The organism is Haloferula rosea, assembly GCF_016595525.1.
Lineage (GTDB): Bacteria > Verrucomicrobiota > Verrucomicrobiia > Verrucomicrobiales > Akkermansiaceae > Haloferula > Haloferula rosea.
Genome location: NZ_JAENII010000003.1, coordinates 1 through 22,567 on the forward strand (window position 1 = coordinate 1; position 22,567 = coordinate 22,567).

Here is a 22,567-nt window from a genome sequence, read left to right on the forward strand (position 1 = left end):
TCCTTCTAATCGGGTTTCCCCGTCCCCCCCACAAGCAAGGGATTCTTGCCATCATAACACCCGCGTCTCAGCGAGTGGAGGCATCATACGGGTCCTAGATTTCGACCATTAGAAGCTTGGCGGCGGCGGTCGTCTCAGGCCCTGGGGTCAGTCCTTTCATTTTGCATTTCGATGAACCGGCGAGCTTTCCCGTGCCTTTCTGATCCCCAGTTCGGCCAGCGCTTCGGCCTTCTTTCGTAGCACTCGGGATTCGCTTACCCTGCTTACCGCTCGACTGACGTTCAAAGGATGGCCCATCGCCAACCGTTCCGCCACTCATTCATTGGACACCCTCGTGCTCGAACGCGCCACGTAGGCAACCAAAGCCTTTTCAGATTCATGACCGGGGACGGTCGTACCACATCGCATTCCCGACTCCCTCCCAATAACAGCAGCATTCCTCTCAAACCCCTTCCTGTAAGGCCCGTAGATGGGACACCGCCGCCTTAGCTAGACCATCCGGATCGTAGCCCCCTTCCAGGATCGAGATCACCCTCCCCTTCGCCCATCTCTCGGCGATGGTCACCACGGCCCGAGTCAGGGTGGCGAAATCCTCGTCGGTCAGGCACAAGTCGCCGAGCGGATCCCCCAAGCGGGCGTCAAAGCCCGCCGAAACCAGCACCAGCGCCGGGCGGAACTTCTCCATCGCCGGCGCGAGTTGATCCTCGATGCCCGAGAGCATGCGCTCGATCCCGCTTCCCAGCGGCAAGGGCAGGTTCATGTTCGTCCCCATTCCCGGGCCCGCCCCGGTTTCCTCCGCCGCTCCGGAGAACGGGAAAATTCCCGACTGATGCGCGGAAAAGAAGAATACGCTCTCATCAGCAAAGAAGATGTCCTGGGTGCCATTCCCGTGATGCACGTCCCAATCGACGATCAACACCCGGTTCACCCCAAACTCCTCCTGCGCGTGGCGGGCCATGAGCGCGATGTTGTTATAGATGCAGAAGCCCATTCCCCGGTCAGTCGTCGCATGATGCCCCGGCGGACGAACCGCCACGAAGGCCCGCTCGACCCGCCCTTCCATCACCGCGGCCACGGCCTCAAGGCCAGCCCCGGCCGCCAACTTCGCCACCTCCTCACTTTCCGCACAGATCGGTGTATCCCCCGTCCGCAGGCGGTCCGCCAGACTCTCGACATCGATGTGGACCAGATCGAGATAGTGCGCCGCATGGCACCTCAACAATTCCTCCCGACGGATCTCCCGGTTCGGCAAGGGCACCGCGCCAAGCTTCTTCGCCTCCTTCTCAAGCGCGGCGAGCAGCACCCGATAGCGTTCGGGATTCTCCACCTCGTTCGGCCCGGTCGCATGCCGGAGATACTCTTCGGAACCATGCCAACCGATCGTCACCTTGGCGGACGCGCTCTTCTTCGAGCTCGGTTTCGCCCCACCCGCTGTCAAACGCAGCACCGTGGCCACCTTCATCCGATAGATCAGTTCGTCGCCATCCGGTGAGCGCTCGGCCTTGCCACCGAAACGCTCGAACAGCTCACCCATCGGTCGATTCCCCGGCAGCACCTCGGCCCAGAACCCACGGATCCCGCGCCTCTTCGCCACCTTGGCCAGCTCCCGGAACAAGCGGCTCGCCATCCCCATTCGCCGCGTCTCATCGTGGACCACAAAGGCGATTTCCGCCTCCTCCCCCTCCGCATCCCGGTAGAACCGACCCACCGACCGCAGCAACGACTCGCGGCCCACCCCGCGTTCCTCGAAGATCCCCAGCGCCAAATCCACCGACTGATCCACACCGACCAACTTGTAGGCGGAGTCCGCAGGCATCGAATCGCGCAGGTAGCCATAGCGGTTCCGGATCGTCTCCTCGGAGTGACTGTAGAAGAACTCCTGCAATCGCCGGATGTCCGAAGCATGCAGCGGCCGCATGAAGAAAGGCCTCGAGTCGTCCCCCAATGAAAGCCGGTGAAACTCCACCCCGCTCTCGGTGTCGCCGGGCTGCAGGCTCGTCGGAGCGACCGACACGAACTTCGGAATCCACCCGCGCTCGTGCGCCCCGCGCATCAATGCTTCACGGAACTTCGGATGCGCGATCTGGATCATCTCCAATGCCCGCTCCCGAATGCTCCTGCCGCGCAAACAAGCCACCCCATACTCGGTGATCACATAGTGGACGTCGGTCCTCGCACTCGCGACCACCGAACCTTCACCCGGGCTGGCCACAATGCGCGAGATCTTCCCGTCCGAACTCGTGGATGGCATCACATGCACCGGACGCCCCCCCGGACTGGCAGCCGCACCACGCACGAAATCAATCTGCGCGCCGATGCCCCCATGGAATTCATGGCCGGCCGAATCCCTCACCACCTGCCCGGTGATGTCGATCTGCCGCGCGCCATTCACCGCCACCATCTTCTGGTTCATCGCGATGATCCCGGGGTCGTTCACCCATGCGCTGGAACGGAACTCGATCTCGGGATTCTCATGCGTGAAGCGATACAGCTTCCGTGACCCCAGAGCATGACTCACCACACTCCGCCCGCTCATGAAATGCTTGCGGCTGTTGTCGACCGCCCCACAGCGCATCAGCTCCATCAGAGACTCGCAGAACATCCCGCTGTGAATCCCCAGGTGCTTGTGGTGTTTCAGCGCCTGGATCGCCACCACCGGCGTCACCCCGATGCCGACCTGCAGCGTGGATCCATCGTCCACCAACTCCGCCAGATACACCCCGATCTTCCTCCGCACCTCGTTGCTATGGGCCTTCGGCGCCTCCACCGGAGCCAGATCCCGCTTCAGAAAGTAATCGATCTCGCTGACATCCAGCTGCGACTCACCATACGTCCTCGGCACCCGCGCATTCACCTGGGCGACCACCACCCGCGCCGATTTCACCGCCGCCCGCACCACATCCACACTCACCCCCAGCGAAACCTTCCCATGCTCGTCCGGCGGACTGACCGACACCAGTGCCACATCGATCGGGAGCACCGTCGAAGTGAACAACTTCGGCACCTCGGACAGCGAACACGGCGTGTAGTCCGCACGGCCCTCGAGCACCGCCTGCCCGACCTCGGGAGTCAGGAAAAAGGTGTTGGTCCGCAGCACATCGGCATACTCCGGAGTAACCCACGGCACCTCCCCCAGCGTATGGATGTGCACCAGTTCCACATCCCTCAGGTGGTCCGCCACCGACAGCAATTTCTCGATCAAGGCACGTGGAACCGACGCCCCCGACCCGATGAATACCCGTGAGCCGGGCCGGATGATCTTCAGCCAAGCGTCTTTCGAGGAACCCAGTTTCTCCACAGGTGCAAACTAGGGATCCACCTCCGCGGTGTAAAGGGGGCGCGAAAGACTGCGCGATCCTTGCCGAAATTCGCGCGGTTCCGTCGTTCCCGTTGACCTGCCGCCCCGCTAGGCTTCACTTCCATCCCCATGGGAATCCTCGTCATCAATTGCGGCAGCTCGTCCGTGAAATTCGCCATCTTCGACGACCTCGATGCCGACCCGATCGTCCGCGGCAGCGTCGAGCAAGTGGGATCCCCCGCGATCTCGGGCCACTACATCGTGCGGGAGGCCGACCCCGTCCCCATCCGTTTTCCCGGTCACCACGATCATGCCGCCGCACTCGCAGCCACCTTCTCAGCCCTCAAGGCCGACCCCCAGCTGCAGGACCTCAGCATCACCGCCGCAGGCCACCGCGTGGTGCATGGAGGCCAGGCCTTTTCCGGACCCGTCCTCGTCGGCGAATCCGAGATCGAGCGGATCCGACAACTCTCTCCGCTCGCCCCCGTCCACGCGGTGCATAATGCCCTCGGCATCGAAGCGGCCATCGCCGCGCTCCCGGGAGTCCCGCAGGTCGCCGTGTTCGATACAGGATTCCACCAGACCATCGCCCCCCATGTCTACCGCTACGCCGTTCCTGAGTTCCTCTATCGGGACCACCAGGTCCGCCGCTACGGTTTCCATGGTACTAGCCATCAGTTCGTCGCCGCGGAAGCCTGCCGCCGCCTCTCCCTGCCGCTCGACTCATCCCGACTCATTTCCGCCCACCTCGGCAATGGATGCAGCGCCACCGCCATCCTCAACGGCCGGTCGGTCGACACCACCATGGGCCTCACCCCACTGGAAGGCATGCCGATGGGAACCCGCAGCGGCAACATCGATCCGAACCTCCACAGCTACCTCCACGAGCAGACCGGCATGTCGCTTCAGGAAATCACCGACCTCCTCAACAAGAAGTCCGGCCTGCTGGGGGTCAGCGGACTCTCGAACGACCTGCGCCTCCTCACCGAGAAGCTCGCCGCAGGCTGCGAGGCCGCCCAGCTCGCCGTCGACATCTTCTGCTTCCGACTCGCCCGCGAACTCGCCGGCTTGACCGTCGCGCTCCGTGGCATGCCCGATGCCCTGATTTTCACCGGAGGCATCGGGGAAAATTCCGCCCTCGTGCGTGAGAAGACCCTCGAGCACCTCACCCACTACGGTTTCGAGCTCGATGCCGGGACGAACGCCTCCCACGGGGCGTCGACCCAAGGCATCATCACCCGGTCGGACTCCCCGGGCCCTCCGGCCATCGTGGTTCCCACCAACGAAGAACTCGCCATCGCCCGGGCCACCCGGGAACAGGTCTGCACCCACTGAATCCCATGCCGCACCACACCTTCCTCACGGTCCCGATCGGCCGCAACGTCGGCCTGACCTCCGTCAGCGCCGGGCTCGTCCGCGCCCTCGACCGACTCGGTATCCCATTCGGTTTCTTCAAGGCGCTCGGCCAGCCCCATCCAGAGGAAACTTTTGACCGCTCGTCGGCCTACCTGAACGCCACCACCACACTCACACCGCCGACCCCCATCGACTACCAGATGGTCGTCGCCGCGATGAACACCGACTCGGTGGACGACCTGATGGAAGAGGTCATCACCCGCTACGAACAACTGCCACCCGGCCAGGAGGCCATCATCGTCGAAGGCCTCGTGCCTACCTCCGACCTGCCCCACGCCCACCGGCTCAATGTCGCCCTGCGACGCACCCTCAATGCCGAGGTCGTGCTCGTCATGAGACCGGAGAAAAGTTCCTGCTCGGTCATCAGCAACCAACTCCGCGACCTCTTCGATTCCATCCCCAAGGAATTGTTCGATCGAAAGCCCGGCGTCGTCATCAACCACCTCGACACCCAGCTCCTCGCCGACGAACTCGGCTGTCCCTCGTGCGACCCTTCCGAACTGCTGCCCGCCTTGCGGAAGTCGCTCGGTCCCGGCTCGGACCGCTTCGACCTGATCGGGCTCGTCCCCTTCCAAGCCGAGCTCAGCTACACCCGCGTGGTCGATGCCATCGCCGAGCTAAACGGCACCGTCATCTTCCCCGGCAACATGGAACAACGGCGCATCAAGAAGATCAGCCTGTGCGCCCGCACCGTCGCCAACAGCATCCGGGGGTTCACCTCCGGCACCCTCGTCGTCACCCCCGCGGACCGCAGCGACATCATCGTGGGCGCCGCGCTCGCCGCCAGCAAATCCATCCAACTTGCCGGCTTGATCATCACCGGTGACACCGAACCGGACGAGAAGCTGCTGGATTACTGCTCGGACGAATTCTCACTCCACGGCGGCCTGCCCGTCCTCCGCGTCCCGAGTAGTTCGTTCGAGATCTCACGCGCCCTGCACGAACTCAACCCGGAGATCCCGGTCGAGGACGTCGATCGCATCAATCTCGTCATGGACACCGTGGCCCGCCACGTGGACTCCGGCTGGATCAGCCAGCGCTGCGCCACCCACGTTGCCAAACGGCTTTCCCCGCCCGCCTTCCGCCACCGCATCAGCAAGACGGCACGCGCCAACCAACAGCGCATCGTCCTTCCCGAAGGCGAAGAACCGCGGACCATCGAAGCCGCCGTGCGCTGCGCGGAGCGCGGCATCGCCGAGTGCCACCTGATCGGGAATCCACGCCAGATCGAGGAACTTGCACGCATCAACGAACTCGAAATCCCGCCCGCGGTGAAAATCATCGACCCGGAATCCATCCGCCATCGCTATCTCGCCCCTCTGCTGGAACGCCGGAAACACAAGGGACTCACCGAAGCCAATGCCATCGAAGCCCTGCGCGACAACGTCACGCTTGGCACCATGATGCTGGCCATGGATGAGGTCGACGGCCTCGTTTCCGGAGCCATCCACAGCACCGCCTCCACCATTCGCCCCGCCCTCCAACTGATCCGCACCGCACCTCACGCCAAGGTCGTCTCCTCGGTCTTCTTCATGTGCCTGCCGGATCAGGTGCTCGTCTACGGCGACTGCGCCGTGAATCCAGATCCCGATGCCGAAACCCTCGCCGACATCGCCATCCAGAGTGCCGCCTCGGCCAAGGCCTTCGGCATCGACCCCATCGTCGCCATGATCAGCTATTCCACCCTCGGCTCGGGATCAGGCAGTGAGGTCGAAAAAGTCCGTGAGGCCACCGCCATCGCAAGAAAACGCGCCCCCGAACTCATCATCGATGGCCCGTTGCAGTACGATGCCGCCAGCAACCGCGAAGTCGCCGCCACCAAGGCCCCCGACTCGGAGGTCGCAGGACGCGCCAATGTCTTCATCTTCCCCGACCTGAACACCGGCAACACGACCTACAAGGCCGTGCAACGTTCCGCCGGCGTCATCTCCATGGGCCCCATGCTCCAGGGCATGCGCAAGCCCGTCAACGACCTCAGCCGGGGAGCTTCCGTCGAGGACATCCTCTACACCATCGCGCTCACCGCCGTGCAGGCCCAAGGCTGATCGACCACCCCCCCACCGCGTTCGCACCACTTTGTCCTCCCCAAGGAGGATGACCTTGTTAGCGTCGCCTTCGATGAAGAAGACGTTTGCTCAACACTCCGTCACGATGCTCCGCCGGGCATTGGGCTACGGGATCCTCGTCACGCTCGTGTCCCTGATCGCCATCGCGATCTACGTCCTCAACAACCGCGCCGACCTCCACCTGTGGCACGAGGTCGATCTGGACGAGGAATTCACCACCAAGTCCGACGTCGACGACTTCTCCGGATATCTCGCGCTAGAAGAACGCCTCTTCGATCAACTCGAAACCGAAGTCTATGCCAAGATGCCGCCCGGTGACGCCCAGGCCATCAACCGTTTCCAAAAGGGCAGCATGATGGACCCCACCAGCATGGAGACCAATTGGAACCGCACCTTCCAGCTGACCCACGAAAGCCCCACCGCCGGCGTCCTGCTCCTCCATGGCATGTCGGACTCCCCCTACAGCCTCCGTCACCTCGGGGAAACCTACCACCAGCAAGGCGCCGACGTCATCGGCCTGCGCATCCCCGGACACGGAACCGCCCCGAGCGGACTGATCGAGACCACCTGGAAGGACATGTCCGCCGCCGTCCGGCTCGCCGCCACCCAACTGCAGAAACAGGTCGGCGACCAACCGATCTACCTCGTCGGCTACTCCAATGGCGGAGCACTCGCCGTGATGTATGCCATCGAGTCCCTTGAGGATGACTCACTCCCACGCCCCGAGGCCATGGTCCTCCTGTCGCCGGAAATCGGTGTTTCCAAGGCCGCGGCGCTCGCCGTCTGGCAGGGCCGGGTCGGACACTGGCTCGGGCTCGACAAGCTCGCGTGGAACTCCATCTCCATGGAATACGACCCCTTCAAATACGGTTCCTTCGCCATCAACGCCGGGGATCAGGCCCACCGCATCACCGCCGAAATCGACAAACGGCTCGGCAGCATGTCAGCAGCGGGTGAGCTCGACAACTTCCCGCGCACCCTCGTCTTCCAATCCGCCGTCGATGCCACTGTCTCAGTGCCCGCCCTCATCTCGCGCCTCTTCAGCCGCCTTCCTCCATCCGGCCACCAGCTCGTCCTCTTCGACATCAACCGGGTCGAACTCATCGAGCACTTGCTGAAAACGGATCCCGCCGACCAACTCGCCGACCTCCTCAAGGGCGCCAACCACCCCTTCACCCTCAGTGTGGTCAGCAACACCACCGCCAACGAAGCTCCCACCTCGCTGGTGCAGATCACCCACCGGCAGTCCGGCGAATCAACCATCTCCATCGAATCCACCGACCTCTCATGGCCCGGCGACACCTTCTCGCTGTCCCACGTCGCCCTTCCCTTCCCCGAGGATGACGGCCTCTACGGAAGTGGCGATGGCGGCAAGACCCCGACCTTGGGAAACCGCGCCCTTCGCGGCGAACGTGGCACCCTCCTCATCAGTCCGGGCGAGATGCTTCGCCAGAAATGGAACCCATTCTATCCGTGGTTGGAGAAGCAATGCCTGACCTTCACCGGATTCGGCCCCGGCGAGACCAATGCACCTGCAGCCGCCCCGGAATAGCCGCTCTTTCCCTCCCGGACATCGCAACCACACGGTCACCCACCCCTCATTCCCTTGCTTTCATAACGACAGGACCTGAGTATGGTCTTTCTTCTCTCAACACTGAACCATGAAACAACTCGCCACTCTCGCCTGCACTCTCACTCTCACTCACGCCCTCTCCGCTGCCGATCCACTGCCATCGTGGAATGACACCGCTCCCAAGAAAGCGATCATCGAATTCGTCGAAAAGGTCACCAAGGAAGGTTCCGACGACTTCGTTCCCGTTTCCGACCGCATCGCCACCTTCGACAACGATGGTTGCCTCTGGGCGGAACAACCGGTGTATTTCCAGGCCCTCTTCATCTTTGATCGGATCAAGGAGTTGGCTCCCGAGCACCCTGAGTGGAAGACCAAGGAGCCCTTCGCTTCCGTCCTCAAGGGAGACATCAAGTCCGCACTGGCAGGTGGCGAAAAGGCACTGCTGGAAATGGCCATGGCCACCCACGCAGGCATGACCACCGATGAGTTTGCCAAGATCGCGAACGACTGGATCACCACCGCCAAGCATCCGAAGACCGGCAAGCTCTACACCGAGATGGTCTATCAGCCGATGCTCGAACTCCTCACCTACCTCCGCGCCAATGACTTCAAGACCTTCATCGTCTCAGGCGGCGGCATCGACTTCATGCGCCCGTGGACCGAGCGCGTTTACGGCATCCCACCGGAGCAGGTCATCGGCAGCAGCGTGAAGACCAAGTTCGAAATCAAGGATGGCAAGGCCGTGGTCATGCGCGTCCCCGAGATCGGGTTCATCGACGACAAGGAAGGCAAACCGGTCGGCATCCAGACCCACATCGGTCGCCGCCCCATCGCCTCGTTTGGAAACTCCGATGGCGACCTGCAGATGCACCAATGGACCCAGTCCGGCGACGGCCCGCGCTTCAGCCTGTATGTGCACCACACCGATGCGGAGCGCGAGTGGGCCTACGACCGCGACTCCCACATCGGCCGCCTCGACAAGGGCCTCGATGAAGCCCGCGAAAAGGGCTGGACCGTGGTCGACATGAAGAACGACTGGAACAAGGTCTTCGCCTTTGAGAAATGATCCCGGCCGCCTTCCACCTCCATCGGCGGAAGGATTACCAGCCCAGTTCCCGCTCCTTCTCCATCACTTCCTGCTGACGCTTCTTCTCATCTTCGAAGGGCGTCCGCATCTCCGGTTCCTGATAGATCACGTTCCCGGAACTGTCGGTCACCGTCCGCTCGACGACACACGAACTCAGCAAAGCGGACACCACGGGAACGAAGAGGAGAAGGAAGCGCATGTCCCAACTCAGTCGATTCCGACCCTTGCGGCAAGGACGGATCACAGACCGCTGATGCGCCCCACGCCCACGAAACCCGAGTCCGCTACTTGGGCGCGGTCACCGCGTGGGGATCGACTTTCCGGCCCTTGAGACGGTTCACGTATTCCGTCGGGATCCGGTTCCGTTCATCCCGCTTGTCCAGACCGAACCGGTCCTTCGCCTGCAGGAACGGCACCGGACCGTCCTCGGAAAGGTAATCGTTTTGCTCCTTCATCCACAGGAACAACCGGTTCTTCAGCTTCTCCTTGATCGCGGCATACTCGGGATCCTGCGCGATATTCCTGAGTTCGTGCGGATCACTCTGGGTGTCGAAGAGCATCTCCTCCCGGTGCGTGGGATACCTTGCAGCCCCCTTCTTGAGGAAATAATCCACTTCCCTACCGACCTTCTCTTCGCGCTCCAGACGCTCGAGCGTGTTGAAATTGTGGATGTAGTGGTAGCGACCGTCATGAATCGAACGCTGGGGAAATACGTGCCTCCCGAGCGTCCCCTGATTGACGGTCACGCCATACACGTAGTCGTGATGATGAGTCGCCTTTCCTGCCAGCACCGGGAGCAGGCTCTTGCCGTCGAATCCCTGCGGACGATCTCCCGCCAGCTCAATCATCGTCGGCACGAAGTCCGCGAAACTCACCAGTGCCTTGCTTCGCCCCATCGCCACCTTCCCGGGCCACCGGACCATGAATGCCACATTCAATCCTGAATCGTAGCTCGTGAACTTGCCTCGTTCCATGCCGTGGTCATCCGCATAGAAGAAAACCGACTTCTCCCGCTGCCCATGCTTGTCGAGCAGCTTCAGAAGAGCCGCGAGTTCCATCTCCTTCTGCTCGATGTTCGCGTAGTAGTGGGCCGCGGCCTCCTTCGCCGAATCGCTTTGCTTCGCATACGGAGGCAGTACCACATCCCCCGCCTTGAACCGCGTCTTCTCCATGTAGGGCGAATGGGGAAACTCGCTCGCCACGATCAGGCAGTAGGGATCAGGACCCGGATCCGCCAGGAAACGATCGATCTCCTCGAGTGGGATCCAGTGCCTCGACGCACCAGGCTTTTCGACCGGCAGGAAACGATGGGACCATGGGAAGCTCTGGTCAGGGCTGACGTGGGATTTCCCGGCAAGCACCACCGTGTAGCCACGCTCCTTGAGCAGCGAGGGCAGCGTCTCAATGCCGGGCCGCACCTTGGTGTGGTTCATGAAGCAGCCATTGCGCAGCGGATAGAGCCCCGTGTAGAGCATCGACCGACTCGGCGCACAGATGGCCTGTCCCGTGAACGCCTTGTCAAAGACGAGCGATTCCTTGGCAAGGGCCGCCGTCGTCGGAGTCGGAACCGTCGGATGACCGTAGCTCGTATGATTGAAGCGGCTCTGATCATCCCCGAGGAAGAAGACCACATTGGGGCGCGATCCCTTCATCGGGAAACCACCCACAGCGTCCTCCGCCGATAGGGATGACAGGACCACCAACAGGACCAGCTTCGTGAATACCAGATTCTTCATCGTTTGACCTCACCGGGAGGGGTTTCATGGAAAGAGGCAAAGCTTACCAAGTGACCATCCGCTGAAAAGTCCCCTAAACCGGGTAGGCGACTCCCTCACCTGCTAGAGTTCGCGGTAGGACATCGAGAAGGTGTCCCCGTCCTCGATCCGACCGCTCTTCAGTCCCTTCATGAACCACCGCATCCGTTGCTCGGACGTTCCGTGGGTGAAGGAATGGGGAACCACCCGCCCCTGCATCTTCCGCTGGATCGCATCGTCCCCGATCGCATTGGCGGCACGCATCGCTTCCTCGATGTCTCCGTCCTCCAGATACTTGCGCGAGTGATGGGCCCACACTCCGGCCAGATAATCGGCCTGCAGCTCCAGGCGGACGGAATACTCGTTGTAGTCGGGCTGACCCCGCTTTGCCGCCACCTTGTCGGAGGTTCCCAGTAGCTTCTGCACATGGTGTCCCACCTCATGGGCGATCACGTAGGCTTGGGCAAAATCCCCCGGCGCCTCGAAGGTCTTGGCCAGTTCGTCGTAGAAACTCAGGTCGATGTAGACCTTCCGATCCGCCGGGCAATAAAACGGCCCCATCTCGGACTGCCCGGTGCCGCATGCCGTCGAAACCTGACCCCGATAGACCGTCATGCCCGGCTCTTCGTAGCGCAGTCCCACCCGTGCGAACTCCTTGGCCCATACATCCTCCGTATCCCCCAGGACCACACTCACAAACTCGAATCTCTCCTGCTCCTCCGGGCTGACCTGAACCGACTGACTCGTCGTCGATCCGCCGCCATCCATCAGCATGCTTGGATCCACCAGCCCCATCTTCCACGCCGCGAAACCCAGCACCCCGATGATCAACAGCCCCTTGATCCCGAAGGTCCTCCCGATCAGTGCAACCAAGGTGAAAAGGCCACCCCCTCCTCCTCCGGAAGCACGACGTCCCCGGGCATCTTCCACATTCGAACTCTTTCTACGACCTTTCCACTCCATGATGATTCAAATTCAGTTGGCTAGCATTAGCGGAAGCCACGCCCGCCGACAAGGAACAGATCGCCCCACCCTCTTCATCCACCTCACGGCGAATACACCGTCACCGGGCCGGTCCCCCCACCCTGCACCCGCCTCAGTCGCTCCACCGCGCTGACCACCGCTTCCACCCCGGCGTCGCAGTCGGACTGAGTCGTCAGCTTTGAAAAGCCGAACCGCAGGCTGCTCTTTGCCTTGTCGTCGCTGAAACCCATCGCCTTCTGCACATGCGACGGCTTCTGCTTTCCCGTCATGCACGCACTCCCGGCCGAACACGCCACACCCCGCTCATCCAGAAGCACCAGCAGGCCCGCCGCTTCACATCGATCGAAGGACAAGTGCGAGGTCGTCGGCACCCGGTGGATCAAATCCCCATTCACCGTCACCCCCTGCACCCGCTCGACCAATGCCGACTCAAATCCATCGCGTAATGCAGCCACCCGCTGCATCGCTTCCTTCTGGTCCTTGAGCGCAAGCTCTGCCGCTTTCCCCAGACCGACGATGGCCGCGACATTCTCCGTCCCGCTCCGCCGGTCCCCCTCCTGGCCACCCCCGCGCACCATCGGCTCAAACCGACAACCGCGGCGCACATAGAGCGCTCCCACTCCCTTCGGGCCATGGAACTTGTGACCACTCAGCGAAAGAAAATCGATGTCGAGCCCGCCAACCTCGACCGGCACCTTCCCCACCGCCTGGATCGCATCGGTGTGGAAGGCCAGACCGTGCTCACGCGCCACCGCCGCCGCGTCCTCCACCGGCTGGATCACTCCGGTCTCGTTGTTCACCCACATCAGGGACACGAAGCCCCCTCCCTCCGCCGCCTTCTCACAGGCAGCACGGTAGGCCTCCTCATCCAAGCGCCCGCCCGCATCCACCGGCACCCGCACCACCTCGTAGCCCACCTTCTCGAAGGTCTCGATCGGCTTGAGCACCGCACTGTGCTCGATCTCGGAAGTCACCACCGTCCCGCTCTTCCGGCCCACCAGTCGGGCCAGCCACTTCAGTGCCATGTTCGTGCTCTCCGTCCCCCCACCCGTGAAAACAAGCTCCTCCGTCGACGCCTCGATCAACGCCGCCACCTGCTCGCGGGCCGACTCGATCGCATCCCGTGCTTCACGCGCCCCGGCATACGACGCATTCGGGTTGCAGAACCGATCCCGCAGCCACGGCACCATCGCCTCATACACCTCAGGCAGCATCGGAGTCGTCGCATTCGCATCGAGGTAAATCACGCCGCCATCGTAGGCCGTCCGCCCGCCGCATCAATCGTTTCCGAATGCCCCTCCCATCATTGCGGAATCGAATCCCGTGGTGTTACCCTCCGCTCATGCAACGCCTCAGCGCCCGGATCGCCAGCGAACTCGAAGCCGAGATTCTCGCTGGAAAGATCCCCAAGGAAGAACGATTGCCGTCCGAGGAAAAGCTGTGCGTCCGCTTCGATGCCAGCCGCACGGTCATCCGCGAGGCCATCCAACAACTCCGCGGCCGCGGGCTCCTCCGCACCCAGAAGGGCTCCGGCACCTACCTCGCCGACCCCAGCCTGGAATCACTCGGCTCCGCCGTCGAAACCTACTCCATCCTCGTCGAGGAAGCCGACTTCCTCGAACTCATCGACTTCCGGATCCTCGTCGAGTCGGAGTGCGCCCGACTCGCCGCCCAGCTCGCCGGCGCCCATGCCATCTCCGACATCCGTCGGGCCCTCGAACAGATGAAGGCCAGCGAAGGATCACGCCGCCCCTTCAGCAAGGCCGACATCAGCTTCCACATGGCCATCGCCCTCGCCTGCCCGAACCGCATCTACGCCACCCTGCTCGGCGCACTCGAAAAGCGCTGCATCGACTACGCCCAGACCAACCGCGGACACGACCAATGGTATGGCGAGGTCATCGAGCAGCACGAAGCCATCCTTGATGCCATCGAGCTCGGTCGCGGAGACCAGGCCGCCGACGCCATGCGCCGCCACCTGCTCAGCTCACGACGCCACTTCGTCGACTTGAAAGAGTAGCCACCCGCCACTCACACCACCCATAGATCCGCCGCCACCGCTTCACCCAGTTTCAGCGGCTGGCCGGCCACCTCGATCTCGACGATGCCACCCAGCCGGTCACAGCCGACCACCTGAAGCTCCGCCCCCGGTCGCAGCCCCGCCTTCTGCAGCCACTGGAGGAATTCCGGCTCATCCCGTGACACCCGGACCAGCCGGCACGGCCCCGGTTCACGATCCACCATCGGCCGCGATCGATCCTCACGCATCGCCCCCGTCGCATCCGGGATCGGATCACCATGCGGATCATAGGCCGGCCGACCCAGCATCTCATCAATCCTCTCCACCAATAGGTCGGACAAGGCATGCTCCAACACCTCGGCCTCGTCGTGCACGTGAGCCCAGTCGAGATGCATCACCTCGACCAGAAACAGCTCGATCAAGCGGTGGCGACGCAGCACCTGCAGCGCCATCAGCCGCCCCTTGTCCAGCATCTCCACTCCCTTCCGAGGGTGGTAGCGGATGAAGGCCTCCTTATCGAGGTGCTTCATCATCGTCGTCACGGTTCCAGGCGTCAGCTCCAGAGCTTCGGCGATCTTCCCGATCGGCACCAGGGCCTGCTCGTCGGAGTGCTCGGCGATCCCGTAGATCGCCTTCAGGTAGTTCTCGACCGTGCTGCTCGGCATGACGCTCAAACCATGCGGTTTGATGCATCAAAGTCCAGCGGAGATCCGCCGTTCACATCCACCACGCCTGCCACAGACACCGGCGCACCGTCGATCGCGATACCTTCACGCCGCCCTCCATCCGTTCCCAATCCGCGCCGTCCAACAGATCCAGCGTTTCCCTCCCCAGCCGTGCCGGCAATGCCACCGCCACCTTGAGCCGACGCCCCCCCATCGCTGCCGCGTAGCGCTCACCCTCGGCCATCCACTCACGCGCCGTCGACCGCCACCGCGCCGCCACCGCCATCACCTCGTCGCGATCCCGAGGATCCCGCACCGGCAGATAGCAGCGCCCCTCCTTCAGGTCACCCGGCAGATCGCGCAGAATGTTCACCAGTTGCAGCCCCTTGCCGAAGCGGTCGCCGACCGCCGCCAATGGATCCGCAGGCTCCCTTGAAAATCGTTCCCCCAGCGTCTCGAACCCGATCCGGGTCCAGAACACCCCCACACATCCCGCCACCCGATGACAGTAGTCCAACAAGGCCTCATCATCCGGCAACACCCCTCCCCCTTCACCGAAACGCTGCACATCCAGACGCTGCCCACCCGTGATCGTGGCCACCACCTCGCGCACCAGCGAGCGCTCCCCCGCAGGCAGCTCGGCCAACAGCCCGAAAGCCTCATGCAGACGCTCCAACAACCGCTTCTCCCCGTCGTGCCGCTGGCGGGATGAAAACCCACTCAGATCCTCACGCCATGCCGCACTTCCACCTTCCATCTCCGCGATGAATCCGTCCAACAGCTCCAGTCGCTCCGCCGCAGGCACCTCCGCCGTGTCCGCCAGCGTGTCACTCGCCCGTGCCAGCAGGTAGGCCAGACTGACCGATGGACGCATCGGGCCCGGGAGCACCCGCAGCGACAGGTAGAACGAGCGCGACACATCGCGCAACAAAGTGGCATCCGGGCTCGCCATGCGGTCTAACGAACGTCGTCGAGGCGCTGGCGGTTCCACGCCAGGGCTTCCTCGTATTCCTCGCTGCCCGGCCGTTCCCGGTTCAGATTCTCCCAGGTTTTCACCGCCTGGGTGAAGGCACTGGAAGACAGGTCGTCATTCCCCACCAACTGCGCCGCATGTCCGAGATCACCCAGCAGATACCCGAGCGAACGCCGGATCTGCTCACCCCTCGCCACACCGTACGGCGTTTCTAGTAGCTGCTGCAGCATCTCCACCGCGCGTTGTTCCGCCACGATCTCCTCCTCACGCTTGCCGCTGAAACCCAGCATCCTCCCCTTCTCCCACGTCAGCAGGGCGTAGCGGTATCTCGCCATCGGATCCCCCTTCTCGCTGACCGCCATGCCTTCCAGCAGACGCAGCCCTTCATCGTAAAGTTCGAGCGCCTCCTCACCCTCACCGCGGTCCCGGAGGATGCCGGCCATCAGCCCGCGCTGCGCCGCCAGCCGCGAGCGCGCCACCACACTGTCAGGCCGCTGCGGAAGCACATCCGTCAGCAGCTTCACCGCCCCCTTCGACATCGATTCCGCCTGGACCACATCCCCTGCCATCAGTGAACTCTCCGCGATCGCTCCGTAGCACCCCGCCAGCTCGAGCCGCAGGTTCAGATCCTCCGGGCGCTCCTTGATCAGCTCCAGCAGCTTCTCGGAAGCCATCTGCCGGAGCGCACGCGCATCGCCCATCTCCCCCATCCCATCGAGGATGCCCGCCGAGGAAAGATAACACGCCACCAACTCGGATCGCAGAATCGCCGCCTCCGGCCGGTGATCCGCAAGCGCATTGAGCTTCTCCGTCGCACGATGAAGAAGCTCCAAGGCCTCCCCCTCCTTGCCCGCCACCGCCAGGAACCGCGATTCATTCAGATCCAGCGTCGCCAGCAGATAGGTCATGCGGTCGCCATCCACCTCGGACTGCGGCACCCGCTCCAGCGCCTGCCGCGCCGCCAGAAATGCATCCCCCGTCTTCGGGTCATTCTGCTCCTGCAGTAGAAGCGCCAGCACCAGACGGTCCGTCGCAAGCCGCAGATCCAGATCCGCGCTGTCCTCCAGCTGCTCCGCGGCCTTCACCGCCACTTCAAACCGCCGCGTCGCCTCATTCGGATCCCCCTTGGCCAGCGCGATCTCCGCCAGCTGCAGCCGCGCACGCGCGCGCTCTTCGTCAAGCTCCGGCACCTGCGCCGTGCGCTCCAGAAAACGATCATAATACGCCTCCAAGCGCGCCAGGCGAAGCTCCCGCCCATCGAGTGGCGGCAGACTCCGATGACCTTTCTCCATCGCCCACGCAAACAATCGATCGCCGATCAAACGCGACTCCTCGATCCGCGCCAGCCACGTCGTGCGCTCGGTGGTTAGAGTCGTCCGCGCTTCGTCCTCGGAAGCCTTCGCGATGTCCCGCTGCGACTCCGCCTCGGCCAGACGCCCTTCCAGCGAAGCCACCTCCGCCTTCCGACCCTCGACCTCACGATCATACTGACTCTGGGCCAACTGCCACAGGAACACCATCGCCACCAGACCCGCCAGCAACGCCCCGGCCGCCAGACTCGCACGCCACGCCGCACGCTGCGCCCGCCGATGCTGGTCCAGCACCGCATCCCGCTTCTCCTCCTCCTCCACCGACACCTCGGCGCGGCGGATCAACTGACGAAGCTCGATCGCATTCGCCGGCCTCGCCAAGGGATCGAGCGCCAGACACCGGTCCAGAATTTCACGGTAGAGCAGCTCCAGCTCATTCGACGGCCCGTCCGGCCATTCGATCGCCGTCTGCCCCTCCAGCGACTTCGCGATCATCGGCAGATCCGCCGCGATCCCCTCACGCGAAATCTCACCACTCACCGGAGCCACCTGCTGGAAAGTCTCATCACAGCGCGGGAAGGCCCCCGTCAGCAGACGATACGCCAGCACACCAATCGCAAACACATCCCACCGGTATCCCTCCTCCTCCAGATAGCCTTCCGCCGACCGCAGTTGCTCCGGCGGCTGGTACAAGCACGCATCCGTGAACTCCTGATGCCCCACACCCGGCATGTTCCCCAGGGCCCAGTCGACCACCACCACCCGGTTCTCGTCGTCGAAAAACACATTCCCCGGCTTCAGGTTCGCATGCGCCACCTGGCGGTCGTGCAGCGCCGCCATCGCATCGACCAATCCCAGCACCACTTCCCACGAACGCTCCCCCGGAAACTCATCCAGCTGATGCTGCAGCGAGCGCGGTCGCCAGTGACCATCCTCCGTCGGATCCGCCAGACACGGCGTCACCCGGGCCGCCGGCCGCGCACGGAAGTCCGCCTCCAGCACCTCCAGCACCCCTTGGGGCCAGCCGCCCTGCTCCAGCCTGGCACACGCCTTTTCGAGGATTCCACGGTTCACCGCCATCCCGTCGAGCAGCTTCACCGCACTCACCGTGCCGTCATCCTTGACCGCACGAAACACAGCACCACTCGGCCCTGAGCCAAGCAGTTCACGGTCGCCGAAGGCTTCCAGATGCGGTGATTCCATGGCGGGATCTTAGCGGGGTAAGGACGATCAACAACCCCACAATGAAACCGAACGAACCAAAAAATGCTTCACGATGCCTGAAAACAAGGCGATTTGTGACACGTAGCCCTTTGAACCGCCCGTCCCTAGAATCATGAAACCTCACTGCCCAGGAAACCCACTCGAACGCTACAGCTCCCGCCGCGAATTCTTCTACGTCGGACTGCTCGGTGGCCTCGGCCTTTCACTCCCCGGATTCCTTCGCCAGCAGGCCATGGGAGCCCAGAAATTCTACGAAACCAAGGAAGGCCCCGCCAAAGGCATCATCCACATCTTCCTGCCCGGCGGCATGGCCCACCAGGAGTCCTTCGACCCGAAACCCTACGCCCCCGCCGAATACCGCGGCCCCTTCGGCGCCATCGATACCGCCCTGCCCGGCATCCAGTTCGGCGAGAAACTCCCCCATCTGGCGAAAATGGCCGACAAGCTCACCGTGATCCGCTCCATGTCGCACGGCGAAGCCGCCCACGAACGCGGCACCCACAACATGTTCACCGGCTACCGGCCGTCGCCCGCCCTCGAATATCCCTCCATCGGCTCCGTCATCTCCCACGAGCTCGGCTCCAAGAACAACCTGCCCCCCTACGTCTGCGTCCCGAATGTCCCCAACGAGTTCGCCAACTCCGGCTACCTCTCGTCCGCCTACGGACCCTTCGCCCTCGGCTCCGATCCCGCCCAGGGCAACTTCAAGGTGCGCGACCTGAACCTCCCCGGCGACGTCTCCGAAGAACGCTTCAACCGCCGCCGCTCACTGCTCGAGACCGTCGACTACCACTTCCGCTCCCTCGAGGACTCCGATGCCCTCGAGTCCATGGACGCCTTCTATCAGCACGCCTACAAACTCATCTCCTCCGAGAAGGCCCGCGAAGCCTTCAACCTCGCCAAGGAAGATGACAAACTGAAGGAACGCTACGGGAAGACCCAGGCAGGCCAACGCATGCTCCTCGCCCGCCGCCTCATCGAGGCCGGCACCCGCTTCGTCTCCCTCACCGCCGGCGGCTGGGACCACCACGACAACATCAAGTCAGGCATCGAAGGCAACCTACCCAGCGTCGACAAGGCCGTCGCCGCCCTCATCAACGACCTCGAAGAACGTGGCATGCTCGATTCCACCCTCGTCATGGTCACCTCCGAGTTCGGACGCACCCCCAAGATCAACCAGACCGGCGGACGCGACCACTGGCCACGCGTCTTCTCCGTCATGCTCGCCGGCGGCGGCGTGAAGAAAGGCTACGTCCACGGCAGCTCCGATGCCCTCGGCGGAGAAGTCGATACCGATGGCGTCACCGTCGCCGACCTCGCCACCACCATCTACGGCCAGATCGGCATCACCGCCGACAAGGAACTCATGGCCCCAGGAAACCGCCCCATCGAGATCGTCGATGGCGGCCAGGTGCTCAGCTCCATCCTCGCATGAAACAGGGCCCCCGGAGAGACCTCCGCGCCCACCCGCACCACGCACCCTGAGCGCCGCCACGCCATGCCGGCCCGCCAGCCAGCGACCGCCGACATCCCGGCCCAGCCGAAACGCTGACCCAAGCCCACTCACCACCCATGCGCCCGCAGCTCATCCTCCTTCTCACCGGCCTGCTCACCCTCGCCGCCTCCGCCTCCTTCAGCCCGAAGCTCGACGTCATCCTCCCCCGCGGCGCCCAGCGCGGCCAGGAACTCCAGCTCCACCTCGTCGGCCAGCGCCTCGACAAGCCCCAGGAACTCCTCCTCCACCGCCCCGGCATCGAAATGCTCGGATTCGAGCAAAAGGACAAGCGGCTCCTCGCCAAAGTCCGCATCGCCCCCGATGCCCCGCTCGGCGAACACCCCATCCGCCTGCGCACCACCGGCGGCGTCAGCTACCTCCGCTCCATCTGGATCGGCCAGTTCCCCACCGTCCAGGAAGCCGAACCCAACGACACCTTCGACACCCCCCAGAAGATCCAACTCGGCAGCACCGTCCAGGGCGTCTCCAAAGTCGAAGACGAAGACTTCTACTCCGTCACCCTCAAAAAAGGCCAAACCCTCTCCGTCGAAGTCGAAGCCATGCGACTCGCCCGGCGCTTCTTCGACGTCTACGTCGCCATCCTCGACCCCAAACGCTTCGAACTCGCCGCCTGCGATGACGCCACCCTCGTCCGCACCGATGCCTTCGCCTCCATCGTCGCCCCCGAAGACGGAGAATACCGCATCCTCGTCCGCGAAGCCGCCTACGAAGGACACGATGCCAACCAATACCGACTCCACGTCGGCAGCTTCCCCCGCCCCTCCGCCGTCTTCCCCCCGGCCGCCAAACCCGGTGAAACCATCGACCTCCGATTCATCGGCGATGCCACCGGCGACCTCACCCGCAAGGTCACCCTCCCCGCCGATGCCAGCGGCCTGTTCCCCGTCTTCGCCGAGCGCGATGGACTCTCCTCCCCCTCGCCGAACTGGATCCACGTCTCCCCCCTCGAAAGCATCAACGAGAGCGAACCCAACGGCACCCACAAAGAGGCCAACCCCATGCCCCCCATTCCCGGCGCCGCCCATGGCATCCTCGCCGAACCCGACGATACCGACACCTACCGCTTCACCGCCAAAAAGGACCAGAACCTCGAAATCCGCGTCCTTGGACGAGAGCTCCGATCCCCCATCGACTCCACCCTCATCCTGCGCGAAGCCAAAGGCAAAGGCCTCGCCAACAACGACGACCAGGACGGCCCCGACTCCATCCTGAAATGGAAATGCCCCGCCGATGGCGACTACCTCCTCAGCGTGCGCGATAAACTCGGACGCGGCGGCCCCGACTTCACCTACCGCCTCGAGATCCTCACCCGCCAGCCCGCCATCACCGCCACCCTGCCCCTGGCCGAGCGCAACAATTCCCAGGCCCAGAAGATGATCTGCATCCCGCGCGGCGGACGCTACGCCACCGCCATCAACATCACCCGCACCAACCTCGGCTGCGATGCCCGCTTCGAAGCCCTCACCCTCCCCCAGGGCGTCACCATGCACACCCCGCCCTCCATCCCCCGGGCCACCAGCAACTTCCCCGTCATCTTCCAAGCCGCCCCGGACGCCCCCATCGCCGGCGGCTACCACGCCTTCCGCATCCATGCCACCGGAGACAAGGCACCCGAACTCAGCGGCCCGCTCGAAGAAGCCATCCACCTCGTCGAGATCAACAACCAGGGCCCCTACCACTCCGTCTTCAGCGAGAAGATCGCCGTCGCCGTCATCGACCAAGCCCCCTTCACCCTCGAAGTCGAATCCCCCGTCGCCCCCATCGTGCCCAAAGGCGTCAAGAAGCTCAAAGTCCGCGTCAAACGCAAAGAAGGCTTCGACGCCCCCATCACCCTGCGCCTCCCATGGAAACCACCCGGCATCGGCGCCCCCGACACCATCAAGATCGAAGCCAAGAAGAACGAAGCCGAATACGAACTCAACGCCAACGGCGACATCCAACCCGGCGATTGGAAACTCGTCGTCCAGGGACAAGCCAACGCCAAAGAAGGCCCCCTCTTCGTCTCATCCGCCTTCGTCCCCCTCACCATCGCCGAGCCCTACCTCACCGCCAGCATCGACCTCGGCGCCACCGAGCAGGGCCAGGACGTCGCCGTCCTCTGCAAACTCGAGACCAACCAGAAATTCAGCGGCAAAGCCAAAGCCGAACTCATCGGCCTGCCCCACGGCACCTCCACCCAGGTCCTCGAGTTCAGCCACGACACCAAGCAACTCACCTTCCCCGTCACCGTCGCCAAGGACGCCGCCGTCGGCAAACACAGCGGACTCTTCCTCCGCATCCACATCCCCTATCAGAGCGACACCATCCTCCACCAATGCGCCCAAGGCGGCACCCTCCGCATCGACAAACCCCGCCCCGCCGTCGCCAAAGCCAAACCCAAGTCAGACGCCCCACCCACTGCCGACAAGCCCGCCAAAGAAGCCCCCAAAAAGCCACTCTCCCGCCTCGAACAACTCCGCCAACAAGCCAAGGCCAAAGCCTCCCAATAGGCGCCACCTACTCCACCCAAGGGTTCAGGGCCTGAGAGGTCAGGGCCCAAGCGATGCCAGCATATAGGGAGCGCGGCTTTCCAAGCCGCTGCAGCTCACACGCCCCCTCATTCCCTTTCCACTTTCTACTTTCCACTCACCAACCGCAGCGCATGCGGAGCTCTCGTTTCGCGCCCCTTTCGCGGTTCCCTC

The 22,567-nt window shown here is 63.5% G+C and carries 15 protein-coding genes; 7 read left to right on the forward strand and 8 right to left on the reverse strand.

Features of this window, described 5'->3' with window-relative positions:
- Positions 1-442: 442 nt before the first annotated feature.
- Positions 443-3,298, reverse strand: coding sequence for a GNAT family N-acetyltransferase (locus JIN81_RS04450; protein WP_200276964.1), 2,856 nt, complete (start codon positions 3,296-3,298; stop codon positions 443-445).
- 129 nt (positions 3,299-3,427) lie between these two features.
- On the opposite strand from JIN81_RS04450, the gene JIN81_RS04455 reads away from it, so the two are divergent.
- From JIN81_RS04455 to JIN81_RS04470, 4 genes are all read left to right on the forward strand, one after another.
- On the forward strand, positions 3,428-4,633 hold the full coding sequence (locus tag JIN81_RS04455; RefSeq protein ID WP_200276967.1) for an acetate/propionate family kinase: 1,206 nt from the start codon (positions 3,428-3,430) through the stop codon (positions 4,631-4,633).
- A gap of 5 nt (positions 4,634-4,638) precedes the next feature.
- On the forward strand, positions 4,639-6,759 hold the full coding sequence (gene pta, locus JIN81_RS04460; RefSeq protein ID WP_200276970.1) for a phosphate acetyltransferase: 2,121 nt from the start codon (positions 4,639-4,641) through the stop codon (positions 6,757-6,759).
- 73 nt (positions 6,760-6,832) lie between these two features.
- Positions 6,833-8,332 (forward strand): alpha/beta hydrolase, encoded by a 1,500-nt coding sequence (locus JIN81_RS04465; RefSeq protein ID WP_200276973.1) that lies wholly within the window; start codon positions 6,833-6,835, stop codon positions 8,330-8,332.
- A gap of 109 nt (positions 8,333-8,441) precedes the next feature.
- Positions 8,442-9,419, forward strand: a complete 978-nt coding sequence (locus JIN81_RS04470; protein ID WP_200276976.1) for an HAD family hydrolase — start codon at positions 8,442-8,444, stop codon at positions 9,417-9,419.
- 34 nt (positions 9,420-9,453) lie between these two features.
- Here JIN81_RS04470 and JIN81_RS04475 read toward each other — a convergent pair whose 3' ends face one another.
- From JIN81_RS04475 to JIN81_RS04490, 4 genes are all read right to left on the reverse strand, one after another.
- A complete protein-coding gene (locus tag JIN81_RS04475; protein ID WP_200276979.1) occupies positions 9,454-9,639 on the reverse strand; it encodes a hypothetical protein in 186 nt (61 codons plus the stop codon).
- An 85-nt stretch (positions 9,640-9,724) separates the two neighbouring features.
- Complete coding sequence (locus JIN81_RS04480) at positions 9,725-11,176, reverse strand: sulfatase family protein (RefSeq protein WP_200276982.1); 1,452 nt, start codon at positions 11,174-11,176, stop codon at positions 9,725-9,727.
- 102 nt (positions 11,177-11,278) lie between these two features.
- Complete coding sequence (gene ypfJ, locus JIN81_RS04485; RefSeq protein ID WP_200276984.1) at positions 11,279-12,157, reverse strand: KPN_02809 family neutral zinc metallopeptidase; 879 nt, start codon at positions 12,155-12,157, stop codon at positions 11,279-11,281.
- Positions 12,158-12,240: 83 nt separating this feature from the next.
- Positions 12,241-13,425, reverse strand: a complete 1,185-nt coding sequence (locus JIN81_RS04490) for a cysteine desulfurase family protein (RefSeq protein WP_200276987.1) — start codon at positions 13,423-13,425, stop codon at positions 12,241-12,243.
- 95 nt (positions 13,426-13,520) lie between these two features.
- Between JIN81_RS04490 and JIN81_RS04495 the strand changes: the two genes are divergently transcribed.
- The gene (locus JIN81_RS04495) at positions 13,521-14,198 is read left to right on the forward strand and encodes a FadR/GntR family transcriptional regulator (protein ID WP_200276990.1); all 678 of its coding nucleotides are present in this window, start codon (positions 13,521-13,523) and stop codon (positions 14,196-14,198) included.
- A gap of 11 nt (positions 14,199-14,209) precedes the next feature.
- On the opposite strand, the gene JIN81_RS04500 is transcribed toward JIN81_RS04495, so the two are convergent.
- The 3 genes from JIN81_RS04500 to JIN81_RS04510 are packed head-to-tail and all read right to left on the reverse strand — an operon-like array spanning position 14,210 to position 18,349.
- Entirely contained in the window at positions 14,210-14,863 is a 654-nt protein-coding gene (locus JIN81_RS04500) for a metal-dependent transcriptional regulator (RefSeq protein ID WP_200276993.1), read from the reverse strand.
- A gap of 52 nt (positions 14,864-14,915) precedes the next feature.
- On the reverse strand, positions 14,916-15,815 hold the full coding sequence (locus tag JIN81_RS04505; RefSeq protein ID WP_200276996.1) for a phytoene/squalene synthase family protein: 900 nt from the start codon (positions 15,813-15,815) through the stop codon (positions 14,916-14,918).
- 5 nt (positions 15,816-15,820) lie between these two features.
- Positions 15,821-18,349 carry a protein kinase domain-containing protein gene (locus tag JIN81_RS04510; protein ID WP_200276999.1) on the reverse strand — a complete coding sequence of 843 codons (2,529 nt, stop codon included), beginning with the start codon at positions 18,347-18,349 and terminating at the stop codon, positions 15,821-15,823.
- A 133-nt stretch (positions 18,350-18,482) separates the two neighbouring features.
- On the opposite strand from JIN81_RS04510, the gene JIN81_RS04515 reads away from it, so the two are divergent.
- Positions 18,483-19,805: a DUF1501 domain-containing protein gene (locus JIN81_RS04515; protein ID WP_200277002.1), complete on the forward strand. Its 1,323-nt coding sequence runs from the start codon at positions 18,483-18,485 to the stop codon at positions 19,803-19,805.
- A gap of 137 nt (positions 19,806-19,942) precedes the next feature.
- A complete protein-coding gene (locus tag JIN81_RS04520) occupies positions 19,943-22,375 on the forward strand; it encodes a PPC domain-containing protein (protein WP_200277005.1) in 2,433 nt (810 codons plus the stop codon).
- The last annotated feature ends 192 nt before the right edge of the window (positions 22,376-22,567 follow it).